Genomic DNA, 23,414 nt, shown 5'->3' on the forward strand with positions numbered 1-23,414 from the left:
CTGCTAGCGCCAAGTTCGGAACGTCATTCTGCGATACGGAATGACTGGCAAACCTGAGGAGAACGGAGCCCCATGGAACGCGCGCTTTCGACGGCCGGAGATCCGCGATGAAGGCTCTCGTCTTCACCGGGCCGGGTGTGGTCGAGCCGCAGGACGTGCCGGAGCCCGAGGTCGGCCCGGACGAGGTCCTCGTGCACGTGGTCACGTCCGGGATCTGCGGCAGCGAGCTGCACGGCGTCAAGACCCCGGGCTTCCGGGTGCCGCCGCTGGTGATGGGGCACGAGTTCGCCGGGCGCACCGAGGACGGGCGGGCGGTGGCGGTCAACCCGATCCTGTCCTGCGGCACGTGCGACGTGTGCGCGGCCGGGCTGCGCAACGTCTGCAGAAACCGCCGGATCATCGGCGTGCACCGGGCCGGCGCCTTCGCCGAGCGCGTCGCGGTGCCCGCGGGCGCGCTGGTGCCGCTGCCCGACGGGTTCGGCTGGACCGCCGCCGGGATCGTCGAGCCCGCCGCCAACGCCGTACACGCCTGGCGGCTGGCCGGGCGCCCGTCCGGCGCCAGGGTCGGGGTGCTCGGCGCCGGCGCGATCGGGCTGACCTGTCTGCAGGTCGCGCTCTCCGGCGGCGCCGCCTCGGTCGAGGTGGCCGACCGCGCGCCCGACCGGCTGGAGATCGCCGCCCGGCTCGGCGCCCGCGCGACCGGCCCCGAGCTGACCGGCGAGTACGACGTCGTCTTCGACGCGGTGGGCGCCGCCGCCACCCACGAGCAGTCGCTGGCCCGCCTGCGCCCCGGCGGCGTGGCGGTCTGGCTCGGCCTGGCCGACCACGTGGCCGGTTACGACGCGACCGACCTGGTCCGCGGCGAGAAGCGGGTGCTGGGCTCGTTCGCCTACGACGACGCCGACTTCGCCGGGGCCATCGACCTGGTCACCGGGTGGGACCTGAGCTGGGTCGAGACGTTCCCCCTCGACGAGGGCGCGGACGTCTTCACCACGCTGATGAACGGCCGCTCCACCCCCGTCAAGGCCCTGCTGACCCCGGAAGCGAGGTAACCGGACCATGGCCCGCATCGTCCTCGTGGGCGCCGGCAGCATCACGTTCGCCAAGAACCTGCTCTCCGACCTCCTGACGTTCCCCGAGCTGTCGGAGTCGGCGATCGTGCTCCACGACATCGACGCGGCCCGCCTCGACACCGCCGCGGCCATGGCGAAGTGGATGGTCGCCGAGCTGGGCATCGGCGCCACGGTCGAGGCGTACGCCGACCGCAGGGCCGCGGTCGAGGGCGCCGACTACGTGATCAACGAGATCGCGGTCGGCGGCCTGGAGGCGGTCAAGCGCGACTTCGAGATCCCCGCCGCGTACGGCGTCAGGCAGACGATCGCCGACACCCTCGGCATCGGCGGCATCTTTCGCGCCCTGCGTACGATCCCCGTCATGGTCGGCATCGGGAACGACCTGGCCGAGCTGGCCCCGGCGGCGACCCTGTTCACCTACACCAACCCGATGTCGATGATCCCGTGGTCGGTGTACGCGGGCACGCCGTTCAAGAACGTCGTCGGCGTCTGCCACGCCGCCCGCGACACGCAGAAGACGCTGGCCAGGATGGTCGGCGTGCCGGAGGAGGAGGTCTCCTTCCTCACCGCGGGCGTCAACCACCAGGCGTTCGTCCTGCGCTTCGAGCGCAACGGCGAGAACCTCTACGACCGCCTCGACGAGTTGATCGCCGCCGACCCCGAGCTGTCCCGCCGGGTCCGCGTCGAGGTCTACCGGAACTTCGGCTACTTCCCCACGGAGTCCAGCGAGCACGGCTCGGAGTACCTGCCCTGGTTCCTGGCGCACGAGGAGGAGGTGGCGCGCTACCGCATCCCGGTCGGCGTCTACCTGGAGTGGCTGGCCGACGGCTTCGAGGAGTACGCGACGTACAAGCGCTCGCTCGAAGAGGGCCGGGGCGTGCCGATCGAGCGCGGCGAGGAGCTGGCCTCGCTGGCCATCCACTCGATGGAGACGGGCACCCGCCGGATGATCCACGGCAACGTGCGCAACGGCGGGCTCATCTCCAACCTGCCGCAGGAAGCCACCGTCGAGGTGCCCTGCCACGTGGACCGCGCCGGTGTGCAGCCGGTGTGCGTCGGGGAGCTGCCCGCCCAGGTGGCCGCGCTGAACCGGACGTTCCTGAACGTCAGCGAGCTGACGGTGAAGGCGGCGCTGGAAGGGCGGCGCGACCACGTGTACCAGGCCGCGCTGCTCGACCCCAACACCGCTGCCACACTTCCGGTCCGTAGGATCCGCGAGTTGGTGGACGACCTGATCGCCGCCCACGGTGAACTGCTGCCGGAAGGAATCAGGAACAATGTGTGACCCAGATCTGCCCCTCTCCAGATATCGGCCGGTGTCCCAGCTCAGGGTCCCGGTCCACGAGGTCGGCCGGGCCCGCGAGCCCGTCGTGGACGCCCACATCCATCTCGGCCGCTGGCTGAGCGAGGACGGCGGCTGGATGGTCGGCGACGTCCCGGCCCTGATCGGCATGATGGACGAGCTCAACCTGCGCGGCATGGTCAACCTCGACGGCCGCTGGGGCAGGGAGCTGGCCGAGAACATCGAGCGTTACGACGCCGCCCACCCGGGCAGGTTCGCCACGTTCTGCCACGTGGACTGGTCGCAGACGGCCGAGCCCGGCTTCGGTGAGCGGCTGGCCGACCAGCTCAGGCGCAACGTGGCCGAGGGCGCGGCCGGGCTCAAGGTGTGGAAGGACGTGGGCCTGCGGGTCCGCGACGACCGGGGCGAGCTGGTCATGCTCGACGACCCGCGGCTCGACCCGCTGTGGGCGGCCGTCGGCGAGGCGGGCGTCCCGATCGCCCTGCACACCGCCGACCCGGTGGCCTTCTTCGAGCCGGTCGACGAGCGCAACGAACGGCTCGAACTGCTGGCCGCCCGGCCCGACTGGAACTTCTCCGGCCCGGAGTTCCCGCCGTTCGAGCGGCTGATGGAGGCCATGGAGTCGATGATCGCGAAGCATCCGGCGACCACGGTGATCGGCGTTCACGCCGGGTGCTGGCCGGAGAACCTGGGCTTCGCGGGCCGCCTGCTGGACGCGTACCCGAACTTCCACATCGACATCGCCGCGCGCATCGCCGAGCTGGGCCGCCAGCCGCGGGCCACGCGGGCGCTGATGCTGCGGCACCCGGACCGGGTGCTGTTCGGCACGGACGAGATCCCGCCGAACCGCGAGATCTACCGCGTCCACTTCCGGTTCATGGAGACCGACGACGAGGCGTTCGCGCACTCGCTGGACGACCCGCCGCTGATGGGCCGCTGGACGATCTCCGGCCTCGACCTGCCCGACGACGTACTGCGGAAGGTCTACGCCGGCAACGCGCTCAAGCTCGTGCCGAGGCTGGCATGACCACGACGCTCACCCGCGCCAAGCCGGCGTTCAAGCCCGCCTTCAAGCACCGCGCCGAGGGCGGCCAGGGCAGGTACGCGCTGCTCTTCCTGCTCCCGGCGCTGATCGGGTTCGCGGCGTTCTACATCTACCCGAGCCTGCGTGGCGTGTGGCTGTCGGTCACCGACTGGAACCTGCTGTCGGACCCCGAGTTCGTCGGCCTGGACAACTACGCCGAGCTGGCCACCGACCCGCTGTTCTGGAAGGCGCTGCTGCTCACCGGCTACAACACCGTGCTGAACCTGGTCGGCCAGATCACGCTGGCGCTGCTGCTGGCCGCGCTCATGCACCGGCTGACCAAGTCGGTGGTGCTGCGGGCCACGCTGCTGCTGCCCTGGCTGGTGCCGAACGTGGCCACCGCCCTGCTGTGGCTGTGGCTGCTGGACGCCAACCTCGGCTTCGTCAACCAGCTCCTGAGCGCGATGGGCCTGTCGACGCACGGCTTCTTCAACTCGCCCGCCGAGGCCATGCCGAGCGTGGCCGCGGTGACCACCTGGGCCTCCGTCGGTTACGTGGCGCTGCTGCTGTACGCGGGCATGCTGCAGATCCCCGCCTCGGTGTACGAGGCCGCGGCGATGGACGGCGCGGGCGAGATCCGCACGTTCTTCCGCATCACGCTGCCGCTGCTGCGCCCCGTGCTCGCGCTCGTGCTGGTGGTCTCGGTGATCGGCTGTTTCCAGATCTTCGACACCATCGCGGTCGCCACCGAGGGCGGCCCGGTCAACGCCACCAAGGTCATCTACTACTACATCTACCAGGAGGCGTTCACCCACTTCCGGATGGGTTACGCGGCGGCCATGGCGCTCAGCCTCGTGCTGATCCTCGGGGTGCTGACGTACGTGCAGATGCGCCTGATGCGCGCCTCCGACTCGGACCTCGGATAGGGAGGGCCCGTCATGCGCGCAGGCCGGATCGCCGCCTGGACGGTGCTGGGGCTGGCCGTCCTGGTGACCGTGTTCCCGTTCTACTGGATGGTGCGTACGGCGCTCACCGACGCCCATCACCTGTTCTCCGACAACCTCTCGCTGTGGCCGCAGCACTTCACCCTGGCGAACTTCAAGCGCGTGCTCGGCCTTTCCACCGTCGCCGAGGCCCAGGCCGCCGGGGGCTCGGGCGCCTCCCTCGACTTCGTGCTCTACCTGCGTAACTCGATCGTCTACACGGCGGTCGTGGTCGCCGTGCAGACGCTGTCGTGCGCGATGGCCGCCTACGCGCTGGCCCGGCTGCGGTTCCGGGGCCGTGAGGTGCTGTTCTCGGTGTTCGTGGCCGCGCTGATGGTGCCGCCGATCTTCACGCTGCTGCCGAACTTCGCCCTCGTCCGCAACCTGGGCCTGCTCAACACGTTCGCGGGGCTCGTCGCGCCGATCCTGCTCATGACCCCGTTCACGGTCTTCTTCCTGCGGCAGTTCTTCCTGTCGCTGCCGCGCGAGGTCGAGGAGGCCGCCGTCATCGACGGCGCGGGCGTGTGGAGCGTCTTCTGGCGGGTCGCGCTGCCCATGTCGAGGGGGCCGCTCCTCACCATCGCGATCATCAACGGCGTCTACGCCTGGAAGGACTACCTCTGGCCGCTGCTCGTCGGCCAGGACGAGGGCAGCCGGGTGCTCACGGTCGCGCTCGGCGTCTTCCTGCAGCAGTCGCCGAACGCCCGCCCCGACTGGACCGGACTGATGGCCGGCTCGACCCTCTCCGTGATCCCCGTGCTGCTGCTCCTGCTGGTCTTCGGCAGGCGGCTGGCCAACTCGCTCAACTTCACCGGCATCAAGTAAAGGACCCCCAGATGTCCAGCAAGAAGACCCGCGCCCTGCTCGCCCTGGCCGGCCTCGTCACCGCCACCGCCGCCTGCGGGGGCGGCGGCACCGAGGCGGGCGCGGGGCCCGTCGAGCTCGACTACGTGATGTGGGTCGACAGCCAGGTGCCCGCCTACAAGCAGTGCGCCGACGCCTTCACCAAGAAGAACCCCAACATCACGGTCAAGCTCAGCTCGGTGGCCTGGGCGCAGTACTGGCAGAACCTGACCACGCAGGTCGTCTCGGGCACCGCGCCCGACGTGTTCCGCAACTCGGTGGCGTACTATCCGCAGTTCGCCAAGAACAACCAGCTTCTCGACCTCACCGAGTACGTCGAGCGCGACAAGGTGGACCTGGGCCAGTACCAGAAGGGCCTGACCGACGTCTGGGTACGCGACGGCAAGCGGTACGGGCTCCCGCTCGACTGGGACACCATCGGCGTCTTCTACAACAAGGACCAGGTCCAGAAGGCCGGTCTCGACCCCGCGGACTTCGCGCAGTGGACCTGGAACCCCCAGGACGGCGGCACGTTCGAGAAGGCCATCGCCGCGCTCACCGTGGACGACAAGGGCCGCAGGGGCACCGACCCCGGCTTCGACAAGGAGCACGTGGCCGTCTACGGCATCGCCCCCGACTACAACACCGGCGCGCTGGGCCAGACCGGCTGGGCGGCGTTCGCGGCCGGCAACGGCTTCAAGTACCTCGACAAGAACCCGTTCGGCACCAAGTACTTCTACGACGACCCGAAGCTGGCCGAGACCATCGACTGGTTCGCCGGGCTGATCAAGAAGGGGTACGCGCCGGCGTACGACAAGCAGTCGGCGCTCGGCGGCGACGCCGTGCTGCAGGGCGGCAAGACCGCGATGGTCATGGCCGGGTCGTGGATGGCCAAGCCGTACCTCGACAACAAGACGCTCAACCTGGCCGTCGCGCCGCTGCCGGCCGGACCGCAGGGACGCAAGACGCCGATCAACGGCGTCTCCGACGCGATCTACGCCGGCACGAAGCACAAGGAGGAGGCGTGGCAGTGGGTCAAGTTCACGGCGTCCGCCGAGTGCCAGGACCTGATCGCCGCGACCACCGAGGTGCTGCCCGCGATCACCACCGCCTCGGAGAAGGCGCTGGCCGCGCACGAGGCGGCCGGGCGTGACGTGAAGCCGTTCGTCGAGGAGGCCCAGGCCGCCGACGGCACGTTCCTGCTGCCGGTCACCGACAACGCCGACAAGATCAACGAGATCATGGACACCGCGATCTCGTCGGTCCTGCTGGGCACCGCGGACGCCAAGACGGCGCTCCCCCAGGCCAACACCGAAGTCAACGCCCTGTTCCAGTAGCCAGGCAGTCCCCGTTGTCAGCAGTACAGAAAGGTCGCACATGCCCAACCCTCGCTGGCGCACGCTGCTCGGAGCCGCGCTCTTAGCGGCCCCGCTCCTCGCCACGACACCGGCGCACGCCGCGGACGCCGTCCTCGACCAGCAGGTCGCCGTGCCCGCCTACTTCCTCCCCAGTGCTCCGACCCTCGACTACTGGAACCAGATGAACACCGCGGCCAGCAAGCCCGGCGTGCTGGTCGCCAACGTGGGCAACGGGCCGGACATCCAGGCCAAGCCCGCGTACACCGCCGCGCTGTCGGCGGCGCACGCCGCCGGGATCAAGGTCATCGGGTACGTGGACACCGGCTACTTCGGCACCACCGGCAACACCACCCGCCTCGGCTCGGCGGCGACCGCGGACTGGCGGGCCCAGGTCCAGTCCGACATCAACAAGTGGTACGAGTTCTACGGCTCCTCGATCGACGGCATCTTCTTCGACCAGGCGCAGAACGCCTGCGGGCCGACCACCGGCAGCGACACCTGGGCGGACCTCTACCGCGAGGCCACCGCGTACGTGAAGAAGCACCACCCGGGCGCGACCACCATCGCCAACCCCGGCGTCTCACCCGCCGACTGCTACCAGGACGCAGCCGACATCCTGGTCACCTTCGAGGGCTCCTACAGCTCCTACCTCAACCGGCAGCCGCCGTACCTGCCGTCCGCCTGGGAGGCCGACTACGACCCCAAGCGGATCTGGCACCTGGTCTACGACGTGCCGGACGCGACGGCGCTGGCCACGGTCATGAACCTGTCCAAGGCCAACAACGCCGGCTACGTGTACGTGACCAACGACGTGCTGGCCAACCCGTGGGACACGCTGCCCTCGTACCTGTCGCAGGAGGTCACGGCCGCCAAGGGCAGCGGCGGCGCGGCGCCCGCGCAACCGGCCGCGCCGACGGCGGGCCAGGTGACCGCCACGGGCCTGAGCCTGAGCTGGACCTCGGCCGCCTACCCCGGCGTCGTCGGCTACGACGTCTACCAGGGCGGCGTGAAGATCGGCACCGAGGCCAACCACACGCCGGCGGCGACCACGTTCGACGTGTCCGGCCTGTCGCCCGCCACCGCCTACACCTTCACCGTCAAGGCGCGGGACCGGGCCGGGAACGTCTCGCCGGCGAGCAACGCGCTCACCGTGACCACGTCCGCCGCCAGCGCGAGCGCCCCCACGGTGCCCGGCACGCCGGTGGCCTCCGACGTCGGCCCGACCGGCGTCAAGCTGACCTGGGCGGCCTCGACCGACGCCGACTCCGGCGACGACGTGCTCCACTACGACGTGTACAAGAACGGTGTGCGTGAGCTGTCGGTGCCCGGCGACCTCACCAGCGTCAACCTGGGCGGCCTGACGCTCAACACCACCTACACCTTCACCGTGCGGGCCCGCGACACCACCGACCGGGTCTCCGCGCAGTCGGGCGCGGTCTCCGTCACCACGACGAACCCCACCCCGATCACCGGCGCCACGGCGGCGCTGAGCGGCGCGAACGCCACCTACACGGCGCAGTTCAACCTCCCGTACACGCACTACCACGTGTTCATCGACACCGACGCGAACTACCAGACGGGCTGGTCGGTGAACACGATCGGCGCCGAGTACATGATCGAGAACAACGTCCTGTTCAAGAAGACCGGGGCCTCGACCGACTGGTCGTGGAGCGTGGTGGCCGGCGTCAGCCCGCTGGTCTCCAGCACGAACGGCCTCTACAAGTGGTCGGCGCCGCTGTCGGCGCTGACCGGCACGGGCAACATTCAGAAGATCGTCTTCCACGGCACCGACGGCTCGCGGAACGACTACTCCCCGAACGTGGTCACGCTCACCACGAGCTGACCCCCGACAGCACGAAGGCCACCGCGCCAACCTGGCGCGGTGGCCTTCGCCGTGGCCGCGCCCTCACATGATCGCGAGCTGGCCGCCGTCGATGACCAGCTCGGTGCCGTGGACGAAGGCCGCGTCGTCGGAGGCCAGGAAGGCGTACCCGGCCGCGACCTCCTCCGCGAGCCCAGCCCGGCCCAGGGGGATGTGGTCGCGCTCGTACGAGGACACGAAGTCGCCCGCCAGCCCTGCCGAGATCGAGGCGTTGAGCGGCGTCTGGATGTAACCGGGGCACAGCGCGTTGACGCGGATGCCGTGCCTGCCCAGCTCGACGGCCATGGTCCTGGTGAGCAGCAGCACGCCGCCCTTGCTGGCGTTGTAGTGGGCGTAGTCGGCCTCGCCGCCCAGCCCGTTGGTGGAGGACATGTTGAGTATGACCCCGCCGGTGCCCTGCTCGACCAGGTGGCGGGCGACGGCCTGGGCGACCAGGAACATGCCGCGCAGGTTGACCGCCATGATCTGGTCCCAGTGCTCGGGGGTGATCTCCAGGAACGGCTCGCGCCAGGCGATGCCGGCGTTGTTGACCAGGACGTCGATCCCGCCCAGCGCCGCCACGGCCCCTTCGACCAGGCGGGTGACGTCACCGGCCGCGCTGACGTCACCGGCCAGGCCGCTCACCTCGCCCAGCTCGGACAGCCCGGTCACCGTGGCGTCCACCTCGGCCGGGTCGAGCCCGCCGAGCACCACCCTGGCGCCCTCCTCCAGGAACCTCCTGGCCGTGGCCGCGCCTATGCCGCTGCTGCCCCCGCTGATCAGTACCCGCTTGCCCGCGAGTCCCCGCATGGTGTTTCCTCCGTTCAGCGAACCGCGCCGCGGGCGGCGACGCGCAGCTCCGTGGTGACCTGGCCGCCCTCGACGCCGTAGGCGACGTCGAAGAGGTTGACGGCCGCGCAGGCGTGGCTGGGGATGAGCTGCGCCCGCGTGCCGACCGGCAGCTCGTCGTGGTGCCCGGCCTCCAGCCTGGCCACCCCGTGCTCCTCGTTGAGGAAGTCCATGTGCAGGTGCGGCAGGCCGACGGCCCGGATCCAGCCGGGCGAGCCGACGCCGTCGGAGGTGAGGCACTTGGTGCCGGCGTCGAAGACGACGCGCTCCGGGGTCGATCGGGCGATCACGGTGGTCAGCACGCGGGCGGCCGCCGTCTCCTCGGTGGCCACGCCCAGGCGCATCATCGCGGTGTCGTTGAAGATGTAGGTGCCGGGCCGGATCTCGGTCACGCCCGCGACCCCGGCCGCGTGCCGGGCGGTCGGGGTGGAGCCGACGCTGATCTCCCGCAGCTCGATGCCGTCGCGCAGGCACAGCTCGGCCGTGGCCACGAGGTCCTCGCCCTCGCGGCGGGCGGTCTGCGCCAGCTCGGCCGGGGTGCGCGAATGATAGGCGTGCCCGGCCAGCGTGAGCAGGCCCACGACCGCCACCCCCGGGACGGCGGCGATCTCGGCGACCAGGTCGGCGGTGGGCCGGCCCGGCGGGCGGCCCAGCCGGTGCTGCCCGGTGTCCACCTCCACCAGCACCTCCACCGGCGGCCCGCCCAGCTTGCCGAGCCCCGCGGCCACCTCTACCGAGTCGAGGCTGACCCGCACCCGGGCGCGCTCGCGCAACGCGGCCAGGCGGCGCAGCTTGGGCTCACCCCAGATCGGGAAGGCCAGCAGGATGTCGTCGATCCCGGCGTCGGCCATCACCTCGGCCTCGCCGAGCTTGGCGCAGGTGATGCCGCTCGCTCCGGCGTCGAGCTGCATCCGCGCCAGCTCCGGCATCTTGTGGGTCTTGATGTGCGGTCGCAGCCTGACGCCGTGGGTGGCGGCCGTCTCGGCCATCTCGGCGATGTTGCCCCTGACCGCGTCGAGGTCGATGACGAGCGAAGGAGTATCGAGCTCGAGGTACATGAATGCACGGCTCCTCTGGGAGAAGTTCTTCCCGAAGATAGCACGCACATTCCGCATCGCGCATCAGCGTTCCATATAGCGGAAAAAGGGACCCCGTGTCGGGGCTCCTCGGCGTCACACCTGTTCGGCGACCGCGCGGCACAGGCCGTGGCCGATCTCCTCCATCCGCGCCGGTGACATGCGGTCTTTCAGCGCCGTCACGCTCACCGCCGCGACCGGCGCCGTCCTGCCCATGAACACCGGCACGGCCACGCAGCGCACGCCCGGCTCGTTCTCCTCCAGGTCGAGCGCGTAGCCGCGCTGGCGCACCTGGTCGAGGTGGGTGGCGAGCTTGGCCGGGTTGGTGATCGTGCTGCGGGTCCGGCCCGTCAGCGGGCCGAACCGCTCGGCCCACGCCTTGACCGCGTCGCCTGCGGGGTAGGTCCAGGCCAGCAGCGCCTTGCCGACGCCCGTGCAGTGGGCCGCGTTGCGACCGCCGATCACGGAGGTCATCGTGATCGACCGCACGGCCTCCACCTTGTCGACGTAGACGACCTCCCCGCCGTCGAGCGTGGCCATGTGCACGGTCTCGGCGAACTCCTCGCTCACCCGCAGCAGCAGGGGGCGGATGAGCGTGCGCAGGTCCATCGTCTCGTAGAACCTGAAGGCCGTGGCCAGCAGCTCGGTGCCGAGGAAGTACGGCCCGCTCGGCTCGGGCTGCGCCGCGAACCCCCGGTGTTTCAGCGCGCCGAGCAGCCGGTGCAGCGAGCTTTTCGGCAGCCCGAGGCGGAGGGCGAGTTCGTCGAGCGTAACGCCTCTGCTGTGCTTGCCGATCTCCTGAAGGATCAGCAGGGCGCGGTCGACGCTCCCCACCGGGGACTGGGCCTCTGCCACCACTCACTCCGTTCTGTTCCGCTTGATGGAATGCTAGCGCGTCAAGCGGAATCCTGCACTGACGGTGCGGTGACGCGGTCGAGCAGTTCGAGCACGTGGTGGTACGGCTCGCCGGTGGCCCGGGTCAGGCCCAGCTCGCAGGTGCGGTTGACCGAGGCGTGGGCGGCGAAGTCCCGTGCCCGCACGCCGGCGGACTCCGCCTGGGTGGCGGAGGCGGTCAGCTCGGGGTGGAGCAGGCCGCGGTCACCGGCGAACGCGCAGCACTGCCAGCCGTCGGGGACCACCACCTCATCGGCGACGGCCTCGGCGATCCGGCGCAGGGCGGCGTCGAGGCCGAGGCGGGTGGAGGAGCAGGTGGGATGCAGGGCCAGGGACGGCAGCCGGCGTGCCACGGTCAGGCGGGGCAGGAGGTGGTCGGCGGTGTAGGCGACGGCGTCGAGCACGCGGAGCACGGCCGAGGCGCCGTCTTCGCCGCCCGCGTCGCCCGCGGCGGCGGTGAGACGGTGGAAGCCCTCGGTGCAGGAGGCGGCGTCGCTGACGATCGGGAGGCGGCCGCCGTCGGTGGCGACGACGAGAGCCTCGCGGACGCGGTCGCCCATCGCCTGGTAGCCGTCCGTGTAACCCTTGGACGACCAGGGCGTACCGCAGCACAGGCCGCCGATCCCCTCAGGGACGTGCAGCCGCACACCCGCCCGCTCGGCCAGCCGGGCGAATGCCACCATCACGCCGGGGCCGCCGTCGGCCGGGGCGAAGAGCGTGTTCAGGCAGGACGGGAGGTAGACGACGTCGGCGTCCTGTACGGGGGCGGGCCGGCGGCGGGTGCCACCCCGGGGCAGGTCACGACTCCACTGGGGGACGGTCTCGGAGCCGGTGACGGCGCGGGCGGCCCGGCCGGCGGCCTCGGCGAGCCCGGACGGGGTGACCGCGGCCGTGTCGAGGGCGAGGTTCATCGCCCGGGTGACGCCGTCCCAGTGCTTGGCGGCCGTCTTCCAGCCCCGCTGCGCGGCGCGGCCGTGCCGTTCCGCGCGCAGGCGCTTGGTCAGGTCGCCCGTGTTGATCAGGACGGGGCAGGCGGTGGCGCACATGCCGTCCACGGCGCAGGTGTCGACGGCGTCGTAGGCGTATTCGGACTCCAGCTCCCGGGCGAGCGCGTGGTCGCCCGCCTCGTGGGCGGCGGCCAGTTCGCGGCGGAGCACGATGCGCTGGCGGGGGGTGGTGGTGAGGTCGCGGCTGGGGCAGACCGGCTCGCAGTAGCCGCACTCCACGCAGCGGTCGACCTCGGGCTCGACGGTGACGACGTTCTTGAGGTCGCGCAGATGGGCGTCCTCCCTGTCGGTCAGTACGACGCCGGGGTTGAGCGTGCCCGCCGGGTCGCACAGGCGTTTGACCTCGCGCATCACCTCGTACAGCTCGTCGCCGTACTGGCGGCGGACGAACGGGGCCATGACCCGGCCGGTGCCGTGCTCGGCCTTGAGCGTGCCGCCCCGCTTCAGCACGGCCTCGACCAGGTCCTCGGTGAACTCGGCGTAGCGGCCGAGGTCGGCGTCGAAGCGTTCGTTGAGCATGAAGTGCAGGTTGCCGTCCTTGGCGTGGCCGAAGATGACGCTGCGCTCGTACCGGTGCCGGGCGAACAGGGCGGTCAGCTCGTCGCACAGGTCGGCCAGCGCGGGGACGGGGACGGCGACGTCCTCCAGCAGCGCGGTGGTGCCGCTGGGGCGGGCGCCCGCGACGGAGGCGTACAGGCCCTTGCGGATGTGCCACAGCGCCGCCCGGCCGCCCGCGTCCCTGCTCAGCCGGGCCGGCGCGGACAGGTGCAGGCCGCCGAACGCCTGCTCGGCCGCGCGTTCGCGCTCGACCAGCAGGTCGTCGTGCGGCTCCTGCCACTCGACGAGCAGCGCGGCGTGGTCGGCCACGGCCAGCGTCCGCAGCACGTCGTCGGCCTGGGGATCGGTCTGGGCCACGCGCAGGGACTCGGCGTCCAGCAGCTCGACGGCGGCGGGGGCGGCCTCGACGAGTTGCGGCATCGCCGCCATGGCCGCCCGCAGCGTCGAGAAGACGAGCAGGCCGGTGGCGGCCAGCCGGTGCGCGGGGACCGTACGGAAGACCGCCTCGGCGACGAAGCCGAGCGTGCCCTCGCTGCCGACGATCAGGTGGGCGAGGATCTGGGTGGGCGTGTCGTGGTCGAGGAAGCTGTTGAGGCCGTAGCCCATGGTGTTCTTGAGCGAGAACTGGGCCTGGATGCGCTCCACCGAGTCCGGATTTTTCCGGACTCGGTCGCGCAGCCTGAGCAACCCCTCCGCGAGGTCGGGCTCCAGGGCGCGCAGCCGTTCGTCGGCGTCCGGGGCGCCGGTGTCGATGACGGTGCCGCTGGGCAGCACCAGCGTCATCGACTCCAGCGTCCGGTACGTGTTGGCGTGCGTGCCGCAGGTCATGCCGCTGGAGTTGTTCGCCACGACGCCGCCGATCGTGCACGCCGACTCGCTGGCCGGGTCGGGGCCGAGCTTGCGCCCGTACGCCGCCAGCCGGGCGTTGACCTGCCGCAGCACCGCGCCCGGCTGCACCCGCACCCGCTCCCCTTCGTCCAGCACCTCGATGCCGCGGAAGTGCCGCCGGGTGTCCACGAGGAGGTGCTCGCTGACACCCTGCCCGCTCAGGCTGGTGCCGCCGGACCTGAAGGTGAGCGGCAGGCCGGTACGCAGCAGCGCCGCCACCTGCTCGGCGCTCTCCGGCACCAGCACGGCCTGCGGGGTGAGCAGGTAGTGCGAGGCGTCGTGCGCCATGCCCAGCCGGTCGCTGGCCCGCGTTCTGGCGATCCCCGGGACGGCGGCCTCCACCGTGGCCAGGACGGCTGGGTCGGATGCGGTCAGGCTCATGCTCTCTCAGTCTTTCAACAGTGCGGTCTTCCGGCGGGGGCGTCTCTTCTGCGGGGCGGTCAGCGGGGGGCGATGACCTGCTGGCGCTGGCTGCCGAGCCCGTCGATGCCCAGCTCCATCACGTCGCCCGGCTGGAGCCAGAGCTGCGGGTCGTGGCCCATGCCGACGCCGGGCGGGGTGCCGGTGTTGATCAGGTCGCCCGGCTCCAGCACCATGAACTGGCTCAGGTGGTGCACGATCACGTAGGGGTCGAAGATCATCGTCTTCGTGGTGCCGGTCTGGCGGCGTACCCCGTTGACGTCCAGCCACATGCCCAGATTCGTGACGTCGGCGATCTCGTCGGGAGTGACCAGCCAGGGACCCGCCGGGTTGAACGTCTCGGCCGACTTGCCCTTGCTCCACTGCCCGCCGCGCTCCATCTGGAACGCCCGCTCGCTGACGTCGTTCACCACACAGTACCCGGCGATGGCGTCGCGGGCCTCCTCCACGGAGTCCAGGTAGGAGGTACGGCGGCCGATCACGATGCCCAGCTCCACCTCCCAGTCGGTCTTGGTGGCGCCGCGCGGGATGCGTACGTCGTCGTCGGGGCCGACGAGCGTGTTGGGCGACTTGGTGAACAGGATCGGCTCGGCGGGCACGGCCTGGCCGGTCTCGGCGGCGTGGTCGCTGTAGTTGAGGCCGATGCACAGGATCTGGTGCGGCCGGGCGATCGGAGCGCCGATCCGCTCACCCGCGAAGGTCCTGACGTCGCCACGGCCCACCCGCTCGGCGAGCAGGGCGACACCTCCCGCCGCGAAGAATTTCTCGTCGAAGTCGGGAGTGACGTCGGAGACGTCGATGTAGTGGGTGTCGTCCACGCGGACGACGGGCTTCTCGGCGCCGGGCGCGCCGATGCGCATGAGATACACGGTTCTCTCTCCGTTGTGTGGGCCTATGGTTACTGGTGGGGCCTACCGGGAGACCCAGTAGGGCGTGGGCAGCCCGCGTACGCCGACCCGGGCGGTGAACAGGCGGCCGTCGCCGGAGCCCGGGTCCGTCAGGTCGGCGGTGGCGGTGGTGATGACTAGGACGTCGAGGTCGGGCCCCGCGAACACCGGGCAGGAGGTGTGCCGCGCGCCGGTCTCGACGGTGGCCAGCAACTCGCCGCCCGGAGTGCGGCACTCGACGCGGCCGAGCCCCCAGTTGGCGATCCACAGGTTACCGTCGGCGTCGGCGCACATCCCGTCGGGCGAGCCGGCGGTGACCGTGAACGCCTCCCGCCGCGGCCCGGTCTCGCCGCTCTCGGGGTCGTAGTCGCGTACCCACACGGTGCCGGGAACGGTGTCCACGTTGTAGAGGCGGTCGCCGACCCAGGCCAGGCCGTTGGACAGCACCAGGTCGGCGTCGAGGTAGGTCACCTCCGTACCGTCGAGACGGGCCAGCACCTCCTGCCCCACGCGGTCGTCCTGGGCCAGGCTGCCGATCAGGAACCGCCCCGCGGGGTCCACGGCGCCGTCGTTGAGCCGGCTGCGCACCCCCTCGGGCAGCACCCGCGCCAGCTCGTCGCGGCTCCCGTCGGGGCCGAGCCGGGTCAGGGTCGCCTGCTCGGCCACGACGAGGCCGCCGTCCGCGGCGACGGCGACCGCCCCCACGGTGGAGTCGAAGACGTGCCGGCCGGTGACGGTGACCTGGCCGGTCGCCGGGTCGAGCCGCCCTTCGTACACGGTGCCCGCGACGATGTCGACCCACAGCAGGCGTTGCCGGGCGGCGTCCCATACGGGGCCCTCCCCCAGGGCGTAGACGTCGGCCGAGGCCGGGACTGCGGTGAACGTCACGAGAGGTCCTCTCCGTGGACGATGGCGCGGATGGCGGGCAGGTCGGTGACGAGCTTGCGCAGCGGGGTGCGGTAGGCAAGGCCGCTGACGCTGATCGCGCCGCTGGGCACGGTGGGCGAGGTCAGGTACGCCGCGACCGCCACGCAGTTGACGCCCGGCTCGTTCTCCTGGTCGTCGGCGGCGTAGCCCTGCTCGCGGATGCGTACCAGCTCGGCGTGCAGCTCCTCGGCCGTGGCGATCGAGCGCTCGCTCCGCCGCTCCAGCGTGCGGCCGCCCGCCCAGGCCAGGACGGCGCCCTCGTCGGGCAGCGCGTGGGCCAGCAGCACCTTGCCGACCGCCGTGCAGTGCGCCGGATTGCGACCGCCCACCACCGAGGTCAGCCGGACCGCCCCGGCGGCCGGGTCCAGCTTGGACCGGTAGACGACGGAGTGGCCGTCGAGCACGGCGTAGTGGACGGTCTCGCCGTACCGCTCGCACAGCGCCTTGAGCACCGGCATGACGCGGACGTGGTCGGGCCGCGCCTCGTGATGCGCGAAGGCCATCCTGAGGAACTCGTCGCCCAGGACGTAGCGGCCGTGGCCGTGCTGGGCGGCGAACCCGGCGCGGCGCAGCGCGGCGAGCGCCCGGTGCACCGTCGGCTTCGGGCTGGCCACGGCCCGCGCCATCTCCTCCAGCCCGATGCCGTCGGGGTGGCGCGCCAGCTCGGCCAGCACCGCCAGCACGCGGTCGGAGCCGACGAGCCTGTCCGCCGGAGTCTGTTCGGACACGTTCCGAACATTAGACCATCGTTCCACCAAACGAAAGATTGCCCCCGGCCAAGAACCCCTGCGCGACAGACGACGTGGATCTCGCCAGATCCACCACCGGCACTCAGCCGCCCGCGACGACCTGCGCGGCCGACGGCGCGCGCTCGGGGTCGGTGAGCCACTGCGCGGCGACCCCGACGAGCAGGGCGTAGTAGTGCGATCCGGCCGCCCGGACCGCGACCGGATCGGCGTCGGGGCCGAGCCCCGCGAACGCCTCCGCCAGCGACGCCCGCGCCAGCTCCTGACCGCTCGCGATCATGGCGCGAATCTCGTCGTCGTGCCGCGCGGACGCGACCGACTCGAAGTTCACGAACCACAACGACCGGTTGGCCTGGATCGAGTCGATGATCCGGCCCCACCGGGCCTCCTGGTCGCCCGCCGGTGACCGCGCCGCGTCGGAGGCATCAGGGTCTTCGAGGATCGCGAACAGCAGCTCGCCCCACTCCGTGTTGAGGTCGCGCAGGGCACGGGTGAGCAGGTGCTCCTTCGACCCGAAGTGGTAGTTGATCGACGCCTGGTTCGCGCCCGACGCCGCGACCAGGTCTCGCACGGTGGTGTGCGCGTATCCCTTGGTCAGCAGACACTCTCGGGCCGCTCGCAGCAGCTTGTCTTTTGCACTCACCTGACCTACCGTATCATATAAACGTTCGTTTTAAACGATCATTTCATACGGACGTTTACCCACGTCATGCTCCAGAGAGGCCCTCATGGCTGCGTACTCCACAGCTCCTCACTCCACCGGCCCGTACTCCGGTGCCGCGCTCGCGCCGCCCGTGCTGCGCGTACGCGACCTCCGCTGCGAATACCCGGGAGAGGCCGGGCCGGTGCACGCCCTGCGCGGCATCACCCTCGACATCGCCCGGTCGTCCTTCACCGCGATCATGGGACCGTCGGGCTCCGGCAAGACCACCCTCCTCCACTGCGCCGCCGGGTTGCAGACCCCGACCTCGGGCACCGTCGAGCTCGACGGGCAGGACCTGCACGCGCTCGACCAGACCCAGCTCGCGCTGCTGCGCCGGCGGCGCGTCGGGTTCGTCTTCCAGTCGTTCAACCTCCTCCCCGCGCTCTCGGCCGTCGACAACGTCGAGCTGCCGCTGCGGCTCGACTCGCGCAGGCCGCGCCCGGCGCGCACCACCGAGCTGCTGGCCAGGGTGGGGCTCGGCAACCGCGGCAGTCACCGCCCCGACCAGCTGTCGGGCGGCCAGCGGCAGCGCGTCGCGGTCGCGCGGGCGTTGATCACCGAGCCCGACGTCGTCTTCGCCGACGAGCCCACGGGCGCACTTGACCTGCGCAGCGCCAGAGAGGTCCTGACGTTGATGCGCGAGCTGGCGGACCACGGCCAGACGATCATCATGGTGACCCACGACCCGGTCGCCGCCTCGTACTCCGACGACGTGCTCTTCCTCGCCGACGGCCGGATCGTGGACCGGCTCCACACCCCCACCGCGCAGCAGGTGGCCGCCAGGATGGCCGTCCTGGTCGAGTCCGCCGAGCAGGCCGCGAACGGTCCGGCGGCGAACTGATGGTCAAGCTCGCCCTTCGCTCGTTCGCGCACCACCGCGCCGCCGCGGTCGCCACCGGCCTGGTGGCGCTCGTCGGCACCGTCCTGGTCTCGGGCATGACGAGCCTGCTCGGCACCGGCCTGGCCGCCAGTACGGCCGAGGCCGACCGCGCCTTCCTGGTCCAGTTCCCGCTCATCATGGGGGGCTGGGCGGTCGGGATCGTGCTGTTCGCCATGGTCTCGACGATCGGCGTCGCCCTCGGCGGCCGGGCCGGGGAGATCGCCGGCCTCCGGCTCATCGGCGCGACTCCGCGGCAGGTGCAGCGGATGCTCGTCGTCGAGACCGCGGTCATCTCGGCCGTCGTCGCGCTCCCCGGCCTGGCCGGAGGCTACCTCCTCGGCTGGATCGTCACCCGGGGCATCCACTCGGCCGGGCTCACCGACCCCGCCTCCGTCTTCGCGCCCGGCGTGCTCCTCCCCGCCCTCGGGGTGCTCGTCGTGCTGGTCGCGAGCGTGCTCGCCGCGTGGCTGGGCAGCCGGTCGCTCGCCCACCGCAGCCCGGTCGCCGACGCGGCCCCGCCCCCGCGCCGCCGTACGGGCCGACGCCGGGGAAACGGCCGCCGCGTCGCCGCGACGACCATGGTGCTCGCCGGGCTGGGCTCATCGGCCGCGGTGTTCGGCCTGGATCCGGCCGACGTGCTGACCACGGCGATGACCGGGCCCGGCTGCGTACTCGTCGCGGTCGGCCTGTGCGTGCTCGCCCCGGAGCTGATCACGGCCGTGAACCGCGTGCTCCGGGCCGTCCCAGGAGCCCGCGGCGCCGCCTCCCACCTGGCCGTGACCAACCTCTCCGCCGCCCCGGAGCGGGTACGCCCGACCGTGACCTTCCTCACCCTGTTCATCGGCGTCGCCGCCGGGACGCTCAGCATGCAGGGCATCGAGAACACCTTCGGCGTGGCGAACAGCACCGGCCAGGTCATCGCCTCGATCAACTACTTCGTCGTCGCCCTGATCGCGGCATTCATGGCCATCGCCCTCACCAACAACCTCGTCGCCTCCATCAGCCGACGCCGAACCGAGTTCTCGGTCATGTCCCTCATCGGCTCGACCGGCGCGCAGACGCATCGGATGCTCGTACGGGAGATCGCCGCCGCCGTGGTCGTGAGCACCGTCGCGGGCAGCGTGGGGGCGTTCCTCAGCGTTCTGCCCTTCGCCGTGGTCAAGACCGGTGACCCCCTCCAGGCGGCGGCGCCACTCCCCTACGCGATCACGATCGTGATCGGGGCCGGCGTCACGCTCGGCGTCGCGTCGTTCACCGGGAGGCGCATGATCCGTACGGCGTGAGCCGCCCTGCGCGCCCGCTGATCGTCATGACCCGCAGGCGCTCAGCGCCCGCATGGCGTCCGTCTCCACCCGCGACAACTCGTGGAGGACGTCACCGGCCTGCCCGAGGTGGCTCGCGTCGGCGCTCTCCCCGGCCTTCGCGACCAGCGCGGCCACGTCGGTCCACAGGGACGCGGCCTCGGCGTACAGCGCGTGGCCGGTGCGCAGGTTGTCGTCGTCGATCACCTGGGCGCACTCGCCGAGGAAGTCGCGGTAGAGGTTGCGGAACAGGGCGCCACCGGTGCCGGCCCGCTCCATGAGCATGGCGGCCTGGGGCAGGTGGTGGCCCGGATCATCGGTACGGAGCAGCCACCTGGGCACCTGCCCGGCGGCCTTCGCGATGCCCCGGCAGCCCAGGTTCGCGATGGGTGGGGCGAGGAACGCCTCGGCACAGCCCCTGATCGCGGCGACGAGCAGGTCACGAGAGACGGCCAGGCCCTCCGGCACCGTGACGGTGAAGGATCGGTGCCTGGCCGTCATCGGCCCGCGCTCGGCCCTGGCGGCGGCCAGGCCGGCCAGGGTGGTGGTCACCGCTCCGCCCTGCTGCTCGGTGTCCACCAGGTGGGCGTGCTGGTCGTCGTAGCCGTACATGGCGACGACGTGGCCGCCGAAGTGCACCTTCGAGGTGAAGTAGTCCAGGTGGTAGCTGTCGAGTTGCAGCCCGACCGGCCGTCCGGCGTCGAGGTGGGTCGCCACGTTCTGCCACGCCCTGCGCGGGGAGGAGGTCTCCTCGACCCGCAACGTCAGCCCCAGCCGGGCCGCCAGATTCCTGGTGAGTTCGAAAGGCTTGACCCGGCCTCCGAGGAAGGGAAAGTCCATGCCCTTGCTGTCCCAGTAGAGGAACGACAGGCCGGAACCCAGCCCGAACAACATCGGCTCGGACAGATCGAGACCTTCGTGGCGCAGCAGCACTCCCAGCGCCGTCGTCTCGCAATGCTGCATACCGCGACCGTCGATCTCATTCGCTTTCGTGGTGCTCATACGTTTCTCCAACCTATAGGGCGACGTGTGATCATAGTCCTTCGCCGTACTTTGAGGTTCAATGGGAAATGTGGCGCACAGCCGAGAGCGTGCCGGACAACAACCGTCAGCCGCACTCCCCCTCCATCCAGAAAAGGAACCACCCCCGCCACCACCGTGGAAACCCGCCGAAGAGCAATTCGTCGCGGCGTTCAAGGCGGTACGGCGACAACCCGCCACCATTCTGTGGCGTGCCGCGGCGGTGGCCGTGCCCACCCTCGTCGCACAGTTGTTGCTGGCCCAGGTAATCAAGCGGCCGGCGATCTTGAACGAGTACACGTTCCTGTGGACGAAGTTCCACGAGGCCCTGAGCACGATCGCGATCCTCACCATGAACAGCGCCGCGATCGTCGTGCTCAGCGGCCTGCTGGCTCCGGCGGTCGTCGGCGAGAAGCCCCGGCCGGGCCGGCTGCGCGCCCTGGCCCGGCTGTGCGGGCTCACCTTCCTGCTCAGCGCCCTGGGCCTGACCATGTACGCGCTCATCCCGTTCGCCCCGCGCTGGGACAGTCCGGTCGCCGAGGTCCCCGGCGCCGGGCTGCTGTTCTTCCTGGCCGCACTCGTCATGGTCGGCGCGGTGGAGATCCGCTTCGCCTTCGCCGCGCCCGGCGTCACCATGAAGGAACTGCGGGTCCGAGGGGCCGTCAAGCTGTCCCGGCGGCTGACCCACGGCCAGTTCTTCAAGATCCTCGGCTCCCGCTGTGCGCTGCGGGCGCTCCTGGAGGGATTCGGCGGGGTGCTGGGCGCGGCGGTGCTGCTGCGCATGGGCGCCGAGGGCTCCTCCGACGATCTCCGGCCGATCGAGTGGGCCGTGCTCATCGCCGTCAAGTGGGCCGTCCTCACCTACGTCCTCGCGACGGCCGCCATGCTCGCCGTACTCCAGTTCGCCGACCAGGACGAACGCCTCGGCGGCGAAGCCGACTCGAAGGAGCCGACACCATGAGGCCCGTACGGCACCCTCCCCTGGTGATCGCGCCGCACAACATAACGGAGATCTGGGCGGTCGCCATCGTGCTGCTGCGGCGTCATCCACTCCAGTTCGTGGGGTCCGCGCTCGTCCTCACCTTCGCGAGCTACCTCCTCCAGGAGGCGTGGAGGTGGATGGTCACCCCGCTGGAGACCGCGCCAGACACCGATCTGGGGCAATACTTCCAGTTGCAGGGCCTGTCGGCGCTGATAGGCACGGCTGTCTCCATGGCGGCCTTCGCGCTGACCGGCGCTCTGCAGGCGGTGCTCGTCGTGCAGGCGATGGTGGGGCGACCCGTGACGGTCCGCGGCGCGTTGCACCTGCTGGCGCGGAGGATACGGGCGGTGCTCGGGGTGACCGCGCTGCTGACCGTGGTCCCACAGCTCGTCGTTCTCGGGCTGGTCGTGGCCCTTGTGGCATATTTCTGGCCGACGCTGGCCCCGATGCTCGATGCGCTGGCGTCCTCCGGAGACGGCCTCGTCCCCCCGCTGCCCGACGGGCTGCCGTCCTCAGGAAGCGACCGCGTCCCCGCCTTTCCCTCATCTCCCTCATCGGACGCTCTCATGCCCGTGCTGATCACTGTGGTACCGACCCTCGCGCTGGTGATCGTGGTGTGGCTGCTGATGACGCTGGCGCTCATGTTCGCGCCGGTCACCGCGGCGCTGGAACCGCTCGGCTTCGGCGGCGCACTGAGCCGCTCCGCCATGCTGGTCGCCAACAACCTGTTGCGGATCGTGGGGATACTCCTCCTTGAGATCCTGATCGCGCTGCCGCTCTGCCTGACGATGGCTCTGCCGCTGGGGTTGGCGAATCTGGGCGGCTTGGCCTTGGTCACGACCGTGTTCCCGGTATCCGCCGAGAACCTTCCCTGGGTGCCCGACCTGATCTCCCTGCCGGTCAACGCCGCGCTCGCCGTGTTCTACGCGTGGTCTGTCGCCGTCCTGGTCCTGCTCTACATCGACATCCGCATCCGCAAGGAAGGGCTGGCGGCCGACCTGCGGGAGCGGCGTACGGCCGCATCGGACGCCCCCGCCGAGGACGAGTAACCGCGACGACCGTCTCCCTCCTTATGGTCCGCTAACAGTCGCATTCCTAAAGTACTAGCGACCTAGATGAATGGTGCAGGACCATCGCGCAGGAGGACATGGCGTGACCTCTGTCCTACAGGCCCAGGGACTGGGCAAGAAATACGGAAAGCGCTGGGCGCTGCGTGAGTGCACCGTCGATATCCCGGCGGGGCATGTCGTGGGGCTGGTCGGCCCCAACGGTGCCGGTAAGACCACGCTGTTGAAGCTGGCCGGTGGTCAGCTCGAGCCGACGGCGGGTGGTATCACCGTGCTGGGCGGGCGGCCGGCCAGTGGCCCGGCGCAACTGGCCAGGGTCGGGTTCGTCGCCCAGGACACCCCTGTCTACGCCGGGCTGAGCATCGCCGATCACCTGCGGCTGGGAGCACGGCTCAACCCCCGCTGGGACGAGGCCATGGCGCGGGAACGCATTGAGCGCCTCGGTCTCACCCTCGACCGCCGGGCGGGCAAACTGTCGGGCGGTCAACGCGCCCAGCTCGCCCTCACCCTCGGCCTGGCCAAGCGGCCCGAGCTGCTCATCCTGGACGAACCGGTCGCCTCGCTCGACCCGCTGGCCCGCCGGGAGTTCATGCAGGGGCTGATGGAGGCCACGGTCGAGCACGAGTTCAGCGTGGTGCTCTCCTCCCACCTGGTCTCCGACCTGGAACGCACGTGTGACTTCCTGATCGTGCTCGTCGACTCCCGCGTCCAGGTGGCCGGGGAGACCGACAAGCTGCTGGCCACCCACCACCGGCTCACCGGCC

General features: G+C 71.0%; 21 protein-coding genes. 12 read left to right on the forward strand and 9 right to left on the reverse strand.

What is annotated here, in order from left to right; all coding sequences use genetic code 11:
* Positions 1-107: 107 nt before the first annotated feature.
* From ABD844_RS23915 to ABD844_RS23945, 7 genes are read left to right on the forward strand one after another with little or no spacing between them, the layout of a single operon-like run.
* Complete coding sequence (locus ABD844_RS23915; RefSeq protein WP_344881955.1) at positions 108-1,052, forward strand: zinc-binding dehydrogenase; 945 nt, start codon at positions 108-110, stop codon at positions 1,050-1,052.
* A gap of 7 nt (positions 1,053-1,059) precedes the next feature.
* A complete protein-coding gene (melA, locus tag ABD844_RS23920; RefSeq protein ID WP_344881958.1) occupies positions 1,060-2,358 on the forward strand; it encodes an alpha-galactosidase in 1,299 nt (432 codons plus the stop codon).
* Positions 2,351-3,403 (forward strand): amidohydrolase family protein, encoded by a 1,053-nt coding sequence (locus tag ABD844_RS23925; protein WP_344881961.1) that lies wholly within the window; start codon positions 2,351-2,353, stop codon positions 3,401-3,403. Before melA ends, ABD844_RS23925 begins: the two co-directional genes overlap by 8 nt.
* Entirely contained in the window at positions 3,400-4,326 is a 927-nt protein-coding gene (locus tag ABD844_RS23930) for a carbohydrate ABC transporter permease (RefSeq protein ID WP_344881964.1), read from the forward strand. Before ABD844_RS23925 ends, ABD844_RS23930 begins: the two co-directional genes overlap by 4 nt.
* A 12-nt stretch (positions 4,327-4,338) precedes the next feature.
* Positions 4,339-5,208, forward strand: a complete 870-nt coding sequence (locus tag ABD844_RS23935) for a carbohydrate ABC transporter permease (protein WP_344881967.1) — start codon at positions 4,339-4,341, stop codon at positions 5,206-5,208.
* 11 nt (positions 5,209-5,219) lie between these two features.
* The gene (locus tag ABD844_RS23940) at positions 5,220-6,563 is read left to right on the forward strand and encodes an ABC transporter substrate-binding protein (RefSeq protein ID WP_344881970.1); all 1,344 of its coding nucleotides are present in this window, start codon (positions 5,220-5,222) and stop codon (positions 6,561-6,563) included.
* 40 nt (positions 6,564-6,603) lie between these two features.
* Positions 6,604-8,427, forward strand: coding sequence for a spherulation-specific family 4 protein (locus ABD844_RS23945; protein ID WP_344881973.1), 1,824 nt, complete (start codon positions 6,604-6,606; stop codon positions 8,425-8,427).
* A gap of 63 nt (positions 8,428-8,490) precedes the next feature.
* Here the strand turns inward: ABD844_RS23945 and ABD844_RS23950 are convergent, their stop codons facing one another.
* From ABD844_RS23950 to ABD844_RS23985, 8 genes are all read right to left on the reverse strand, one after another.
* Positions 8,491-9,255 carry an SDR family NAD(P)-dependent oxidoreductase gene (locus tag ABD844_RS23950; protein WP_344881976.1) on the reverse strand — a complete coding sequence of 255 codons (765 nt, stop codon included), beginning with the start codon at positions 9,253-9,255 and terminating at the stop codon, positions 8,491-8,493.
* A gap of 14 nt (positions 9,256-9,269) precedes the next feature.
* On the reverse strand, positions 9,270-10,352 hold the full coding sequence (locus tag ABD844_RS23955) for an alanine racemase (protein ID WP_344881979.1): 1,083 nt from the start codon (positions 10,350-10,352) through the stop codon (positions 9,270-9,272).
* A gap of 114 nt (positions 10,353-10,466) precedes the next feature.
* Positions 10,467-11,225 (reverse strand): IclR family transcriptional regulator, encoded by a 759-nt coding sequence (locus tag ABD844_RS23960; protein ID WP_344881982.1) that lies wholly within the window; start codon positions 11,223-11,225, stop codon positions 10,467-10,469.
* Positions 11,226-11,266: 41 nt separating this feature from the next.
* Positions 11,267-14,098, reverse strand: a complete 2,832-nt coding sequence (locus ABD844_RS23965) for an FAD-binding and (Fe-S)-binding domain-containing protein (RefSeq protein WP_344881985.1) — start codon at positions 14,096-14,098, stop codon at positions 11,267-11,269.
* Positions 14,099-14,157: 59 nt separating this feature from the next.
* The gene (locus ABD844_RS23970; protein WP_344881988.1) at positions 14,158-15,006 is read right to left on the reverse strand and encodes a fumarylacetoacetate hydrolase family protein; all 849 of its coding nucleotides are present in this window, start codon (positions 15,004-15,006) and stop codon (positions 14,158-14,160) included.
* 42 nt (positions 15,007-15,048) lie between these two features.
* Complete coding sequence (locus ABD844_RS23975; RefSeq protein WP_344881990.1) at positions 15,049-15,912, reverse strand: SMP-30/gluconolactonase/LRE family protein; 864 nt, start codon at positions 15,910-15,912, stop codon at positions 15,049-15,051.
* Positions 15,909-16,679 carry an IclR family transcriptional regulator gene (locus tag ABD844_RS23980; RefSeq protein WP_344881993.1) on the reverse strand — a complete coding sequence of 257 codons (771 nt, stop codon included), beginning with the start codon at positions 16,677-16,679 and terminating at the stop codon, positions 15,909-15,911. Before ABD844_RS23980 ends, ABD844_RS23975 begins: the two co-directional genes overlap by 4 nt.
* Before the next feature lie 103 nt (positions 16,680-16,782).
* Positions 16,783-17,340 (reverse strand): TetR/AcrR family transcriptional regulator, encoded by a 558-nt coding sequence (locus ABD844_RS23985; protein ID WP_344881995.1) that lies wholly within the window; start codon positions 17,338-17,340, stop codon positions 16,783-16,785.
* Positions 17,341-17,425: 85 nt separating this feature from the next.
* On the opposite strand from ABD844_RS23985, the gene ABD844_RS23990 reads away from it, so the two are divergent.
* Positions 17,426-18,241, forward strand: a complete 816-nt coding sequence (locus tag ABD844_RS23990; RefSeq protein WP_344881998.1) for an ABC transporter ATP-binding protein — start codon at positions 17,426-17,428, stop codon at positions 18,239-18,241.
* The gene (locus tag ABD844_RS23995; RefSeq protein ID WP_344882001.1) at positions 18,241-19,563 is read left to right on the forward strand and encodes an FtsX-like permease family protein; all 1,323 of its coding nucleotides are present in this window, start codon (positions 18,241-18,243) and stop codon (positions 19,561-19,563) included. The genes ABD844_RS23990 and ABD844_RS23995 overlap by 1 nt, the downstream gene beginning before the upstream one ends.
* Before the next feature lie 24 nt (positions 19,564-19,587).
* Here the strand turns inward: ABD844_RS23995 and ABD844_RS24000 are convergent, their stop codons facing one another.
* The gene (locus ABD844_RS24000; protein ID WP_344882004.1) at positions 19,588-20,583 is read right to left on the reverse strand and encodes a BtrH N-terminal domain-containing protein; all 996 of its coding nucleotides are present in this window, start codon (positions 20,581-20,583) and stop codon (positions 19,588-19,590) included.
* 247 nt (positions 20,584-20,830) lie between these two features.
* On the opposite strand from ABD844_RS24000, the gene ABD844_RS24005 reads away from it, so the two are divergent.
* The 3 genes from ABD844_RS24005 to ABD844_RS24015 form a co-directional block, all read left to right on the forward strand.
* Entirely contained in the window at positions 20,831-21,562 is a 732-nt protein-coding gene (locus tag ABD844_RS24005; protein ID WP_344882007.1) for a hypothetical protein, read from the forward strand.
* Entirely contained in the window at positions 21,559-22,632 is a 1,074-nt protein-coding gene (locus ABD844_RS24010) for a hypothetical protein (protein WP_344882010.1), read from the forward strand. Before ABD844_RS24005 ends, ABD844_RS24010 begins: the two co-directional genes overlap by 4 nt.
* A 103-nt stretch (positions 22,633-22,735) precedes the next feature.
* Positions 22,736-23,414 (forward strand): ABC transporter ATP-binding protein (locus tag ABD844_RS24015; RefSeq protein WP_344881637.1); only part of this gene is annotated, 679 nt, incomplete at its 3' end.

Origin of the sequence: Nonomuraea antimicrobica (assembly GCF_039536965.1) — a bacterium.
GTDB classification, from domain to species: Bacteria; Actinomycetota; Actinomycetes; order Streptosporangiales; family Streptosporangiaceae; genus Nonomuraea; species Nonomuraea antimicrobica.

Coding starts and splice junctions, on each gene's coding strand:
- ABD844_RS24000 (WP_344882004.1), bottom strand. CDS start 20,583: ATGAGCACCACGAAAGCGAATGAGATCGACGGTCGCGGTATGCAGCAT.
- ABD844_RS23995 (WP_344882001.1), top strand. CDS start 18,241: ATGGTCAAGCTCGCCCTTCGCTCGTTCGCGCACCACCGCGCCGCCGCG.
- ABD844_RS23930 (WP_344881964.1), top strand. CDS start 3,400: ATGACCACGACGCTCACCCGCGCCAAGCCGGCGTTCAAGCCCGCCTTC.
- ABD844_RS23950 (WP_344881976.1), bottom strand. CDS start 9,255: ATGCGGGGACTCGCGGGCAAGCGGGTACTGATCAGCGGGGGCAGCAGC.
- ABD844_RS23925 (WP_344881961.1), top strand. CDS start 2,351: ATGTGTGACCCAGATCTGCCCCTCTCCAGATATCGGCCGGTGTCCCAG.
- ABD844_RS23935 (WP_344881967.1), top strand. CDS start 4,339: ATGCGCGCAGGCCGGATCGCCGCCTGGACGGTGCTGGGGCTGGCCGTC.
- ABD844_RS24010 (WP_344882010.1), top strand. CDS start 21,559: ATGAGGCCCGTACGGCACCCTCCCCTGGTGATCGCGCCGCACAACATA.
- ABD844_RS23945 (WP_344881973.1), top strand. CDS start 6,604: ATGCCCAACCCTCGCTGGCGCACGCTGCTCGGAGCCGCGCTCTTAGCG.
- melA (WP_344881958.1), top strand. CDS start 1,060: ATGGCCCGCATCGTCCTCGTGGGCGCCGGCAGCATCACGTTCGCCAAG.
- ABD844_RS23940 (WP_344881970.1), top strand. CDS start 5,220: ATGTCCAGCAAGAAGACCCGCGCCCTGCTCGCCCTGGCCGGCCTCGTC.
- ABD844_RS23915 (WP_344881955.1), top strand. CDS start 108: ATGAAGGCTCTCGTCTTCACCGGGCCGGGTGTGGTCGAGCCGCAGGAC.
- ABD844_RS23990 (WP_344881998.1), top strand. CDS start 17,426: ATGGCTGCGTACTCCACAGCTCCTCACTCCACCGGCCCGTACTCCGGT.
- ABD844_RS23965 (WP_344881985.1), bottom strand. CDS start 14,098: ATGAGCCTGACCGCATCCGACCCAGCCGTCCTGGCCACGGTGGAGGCC.
- ABD844_RS23955 (WP_344881979.1), bottom strand. CDS start 10,352: ATGTACCTCGAGCTCGATACTCCTTCGCTCGTCATCGACCTCGACGCG.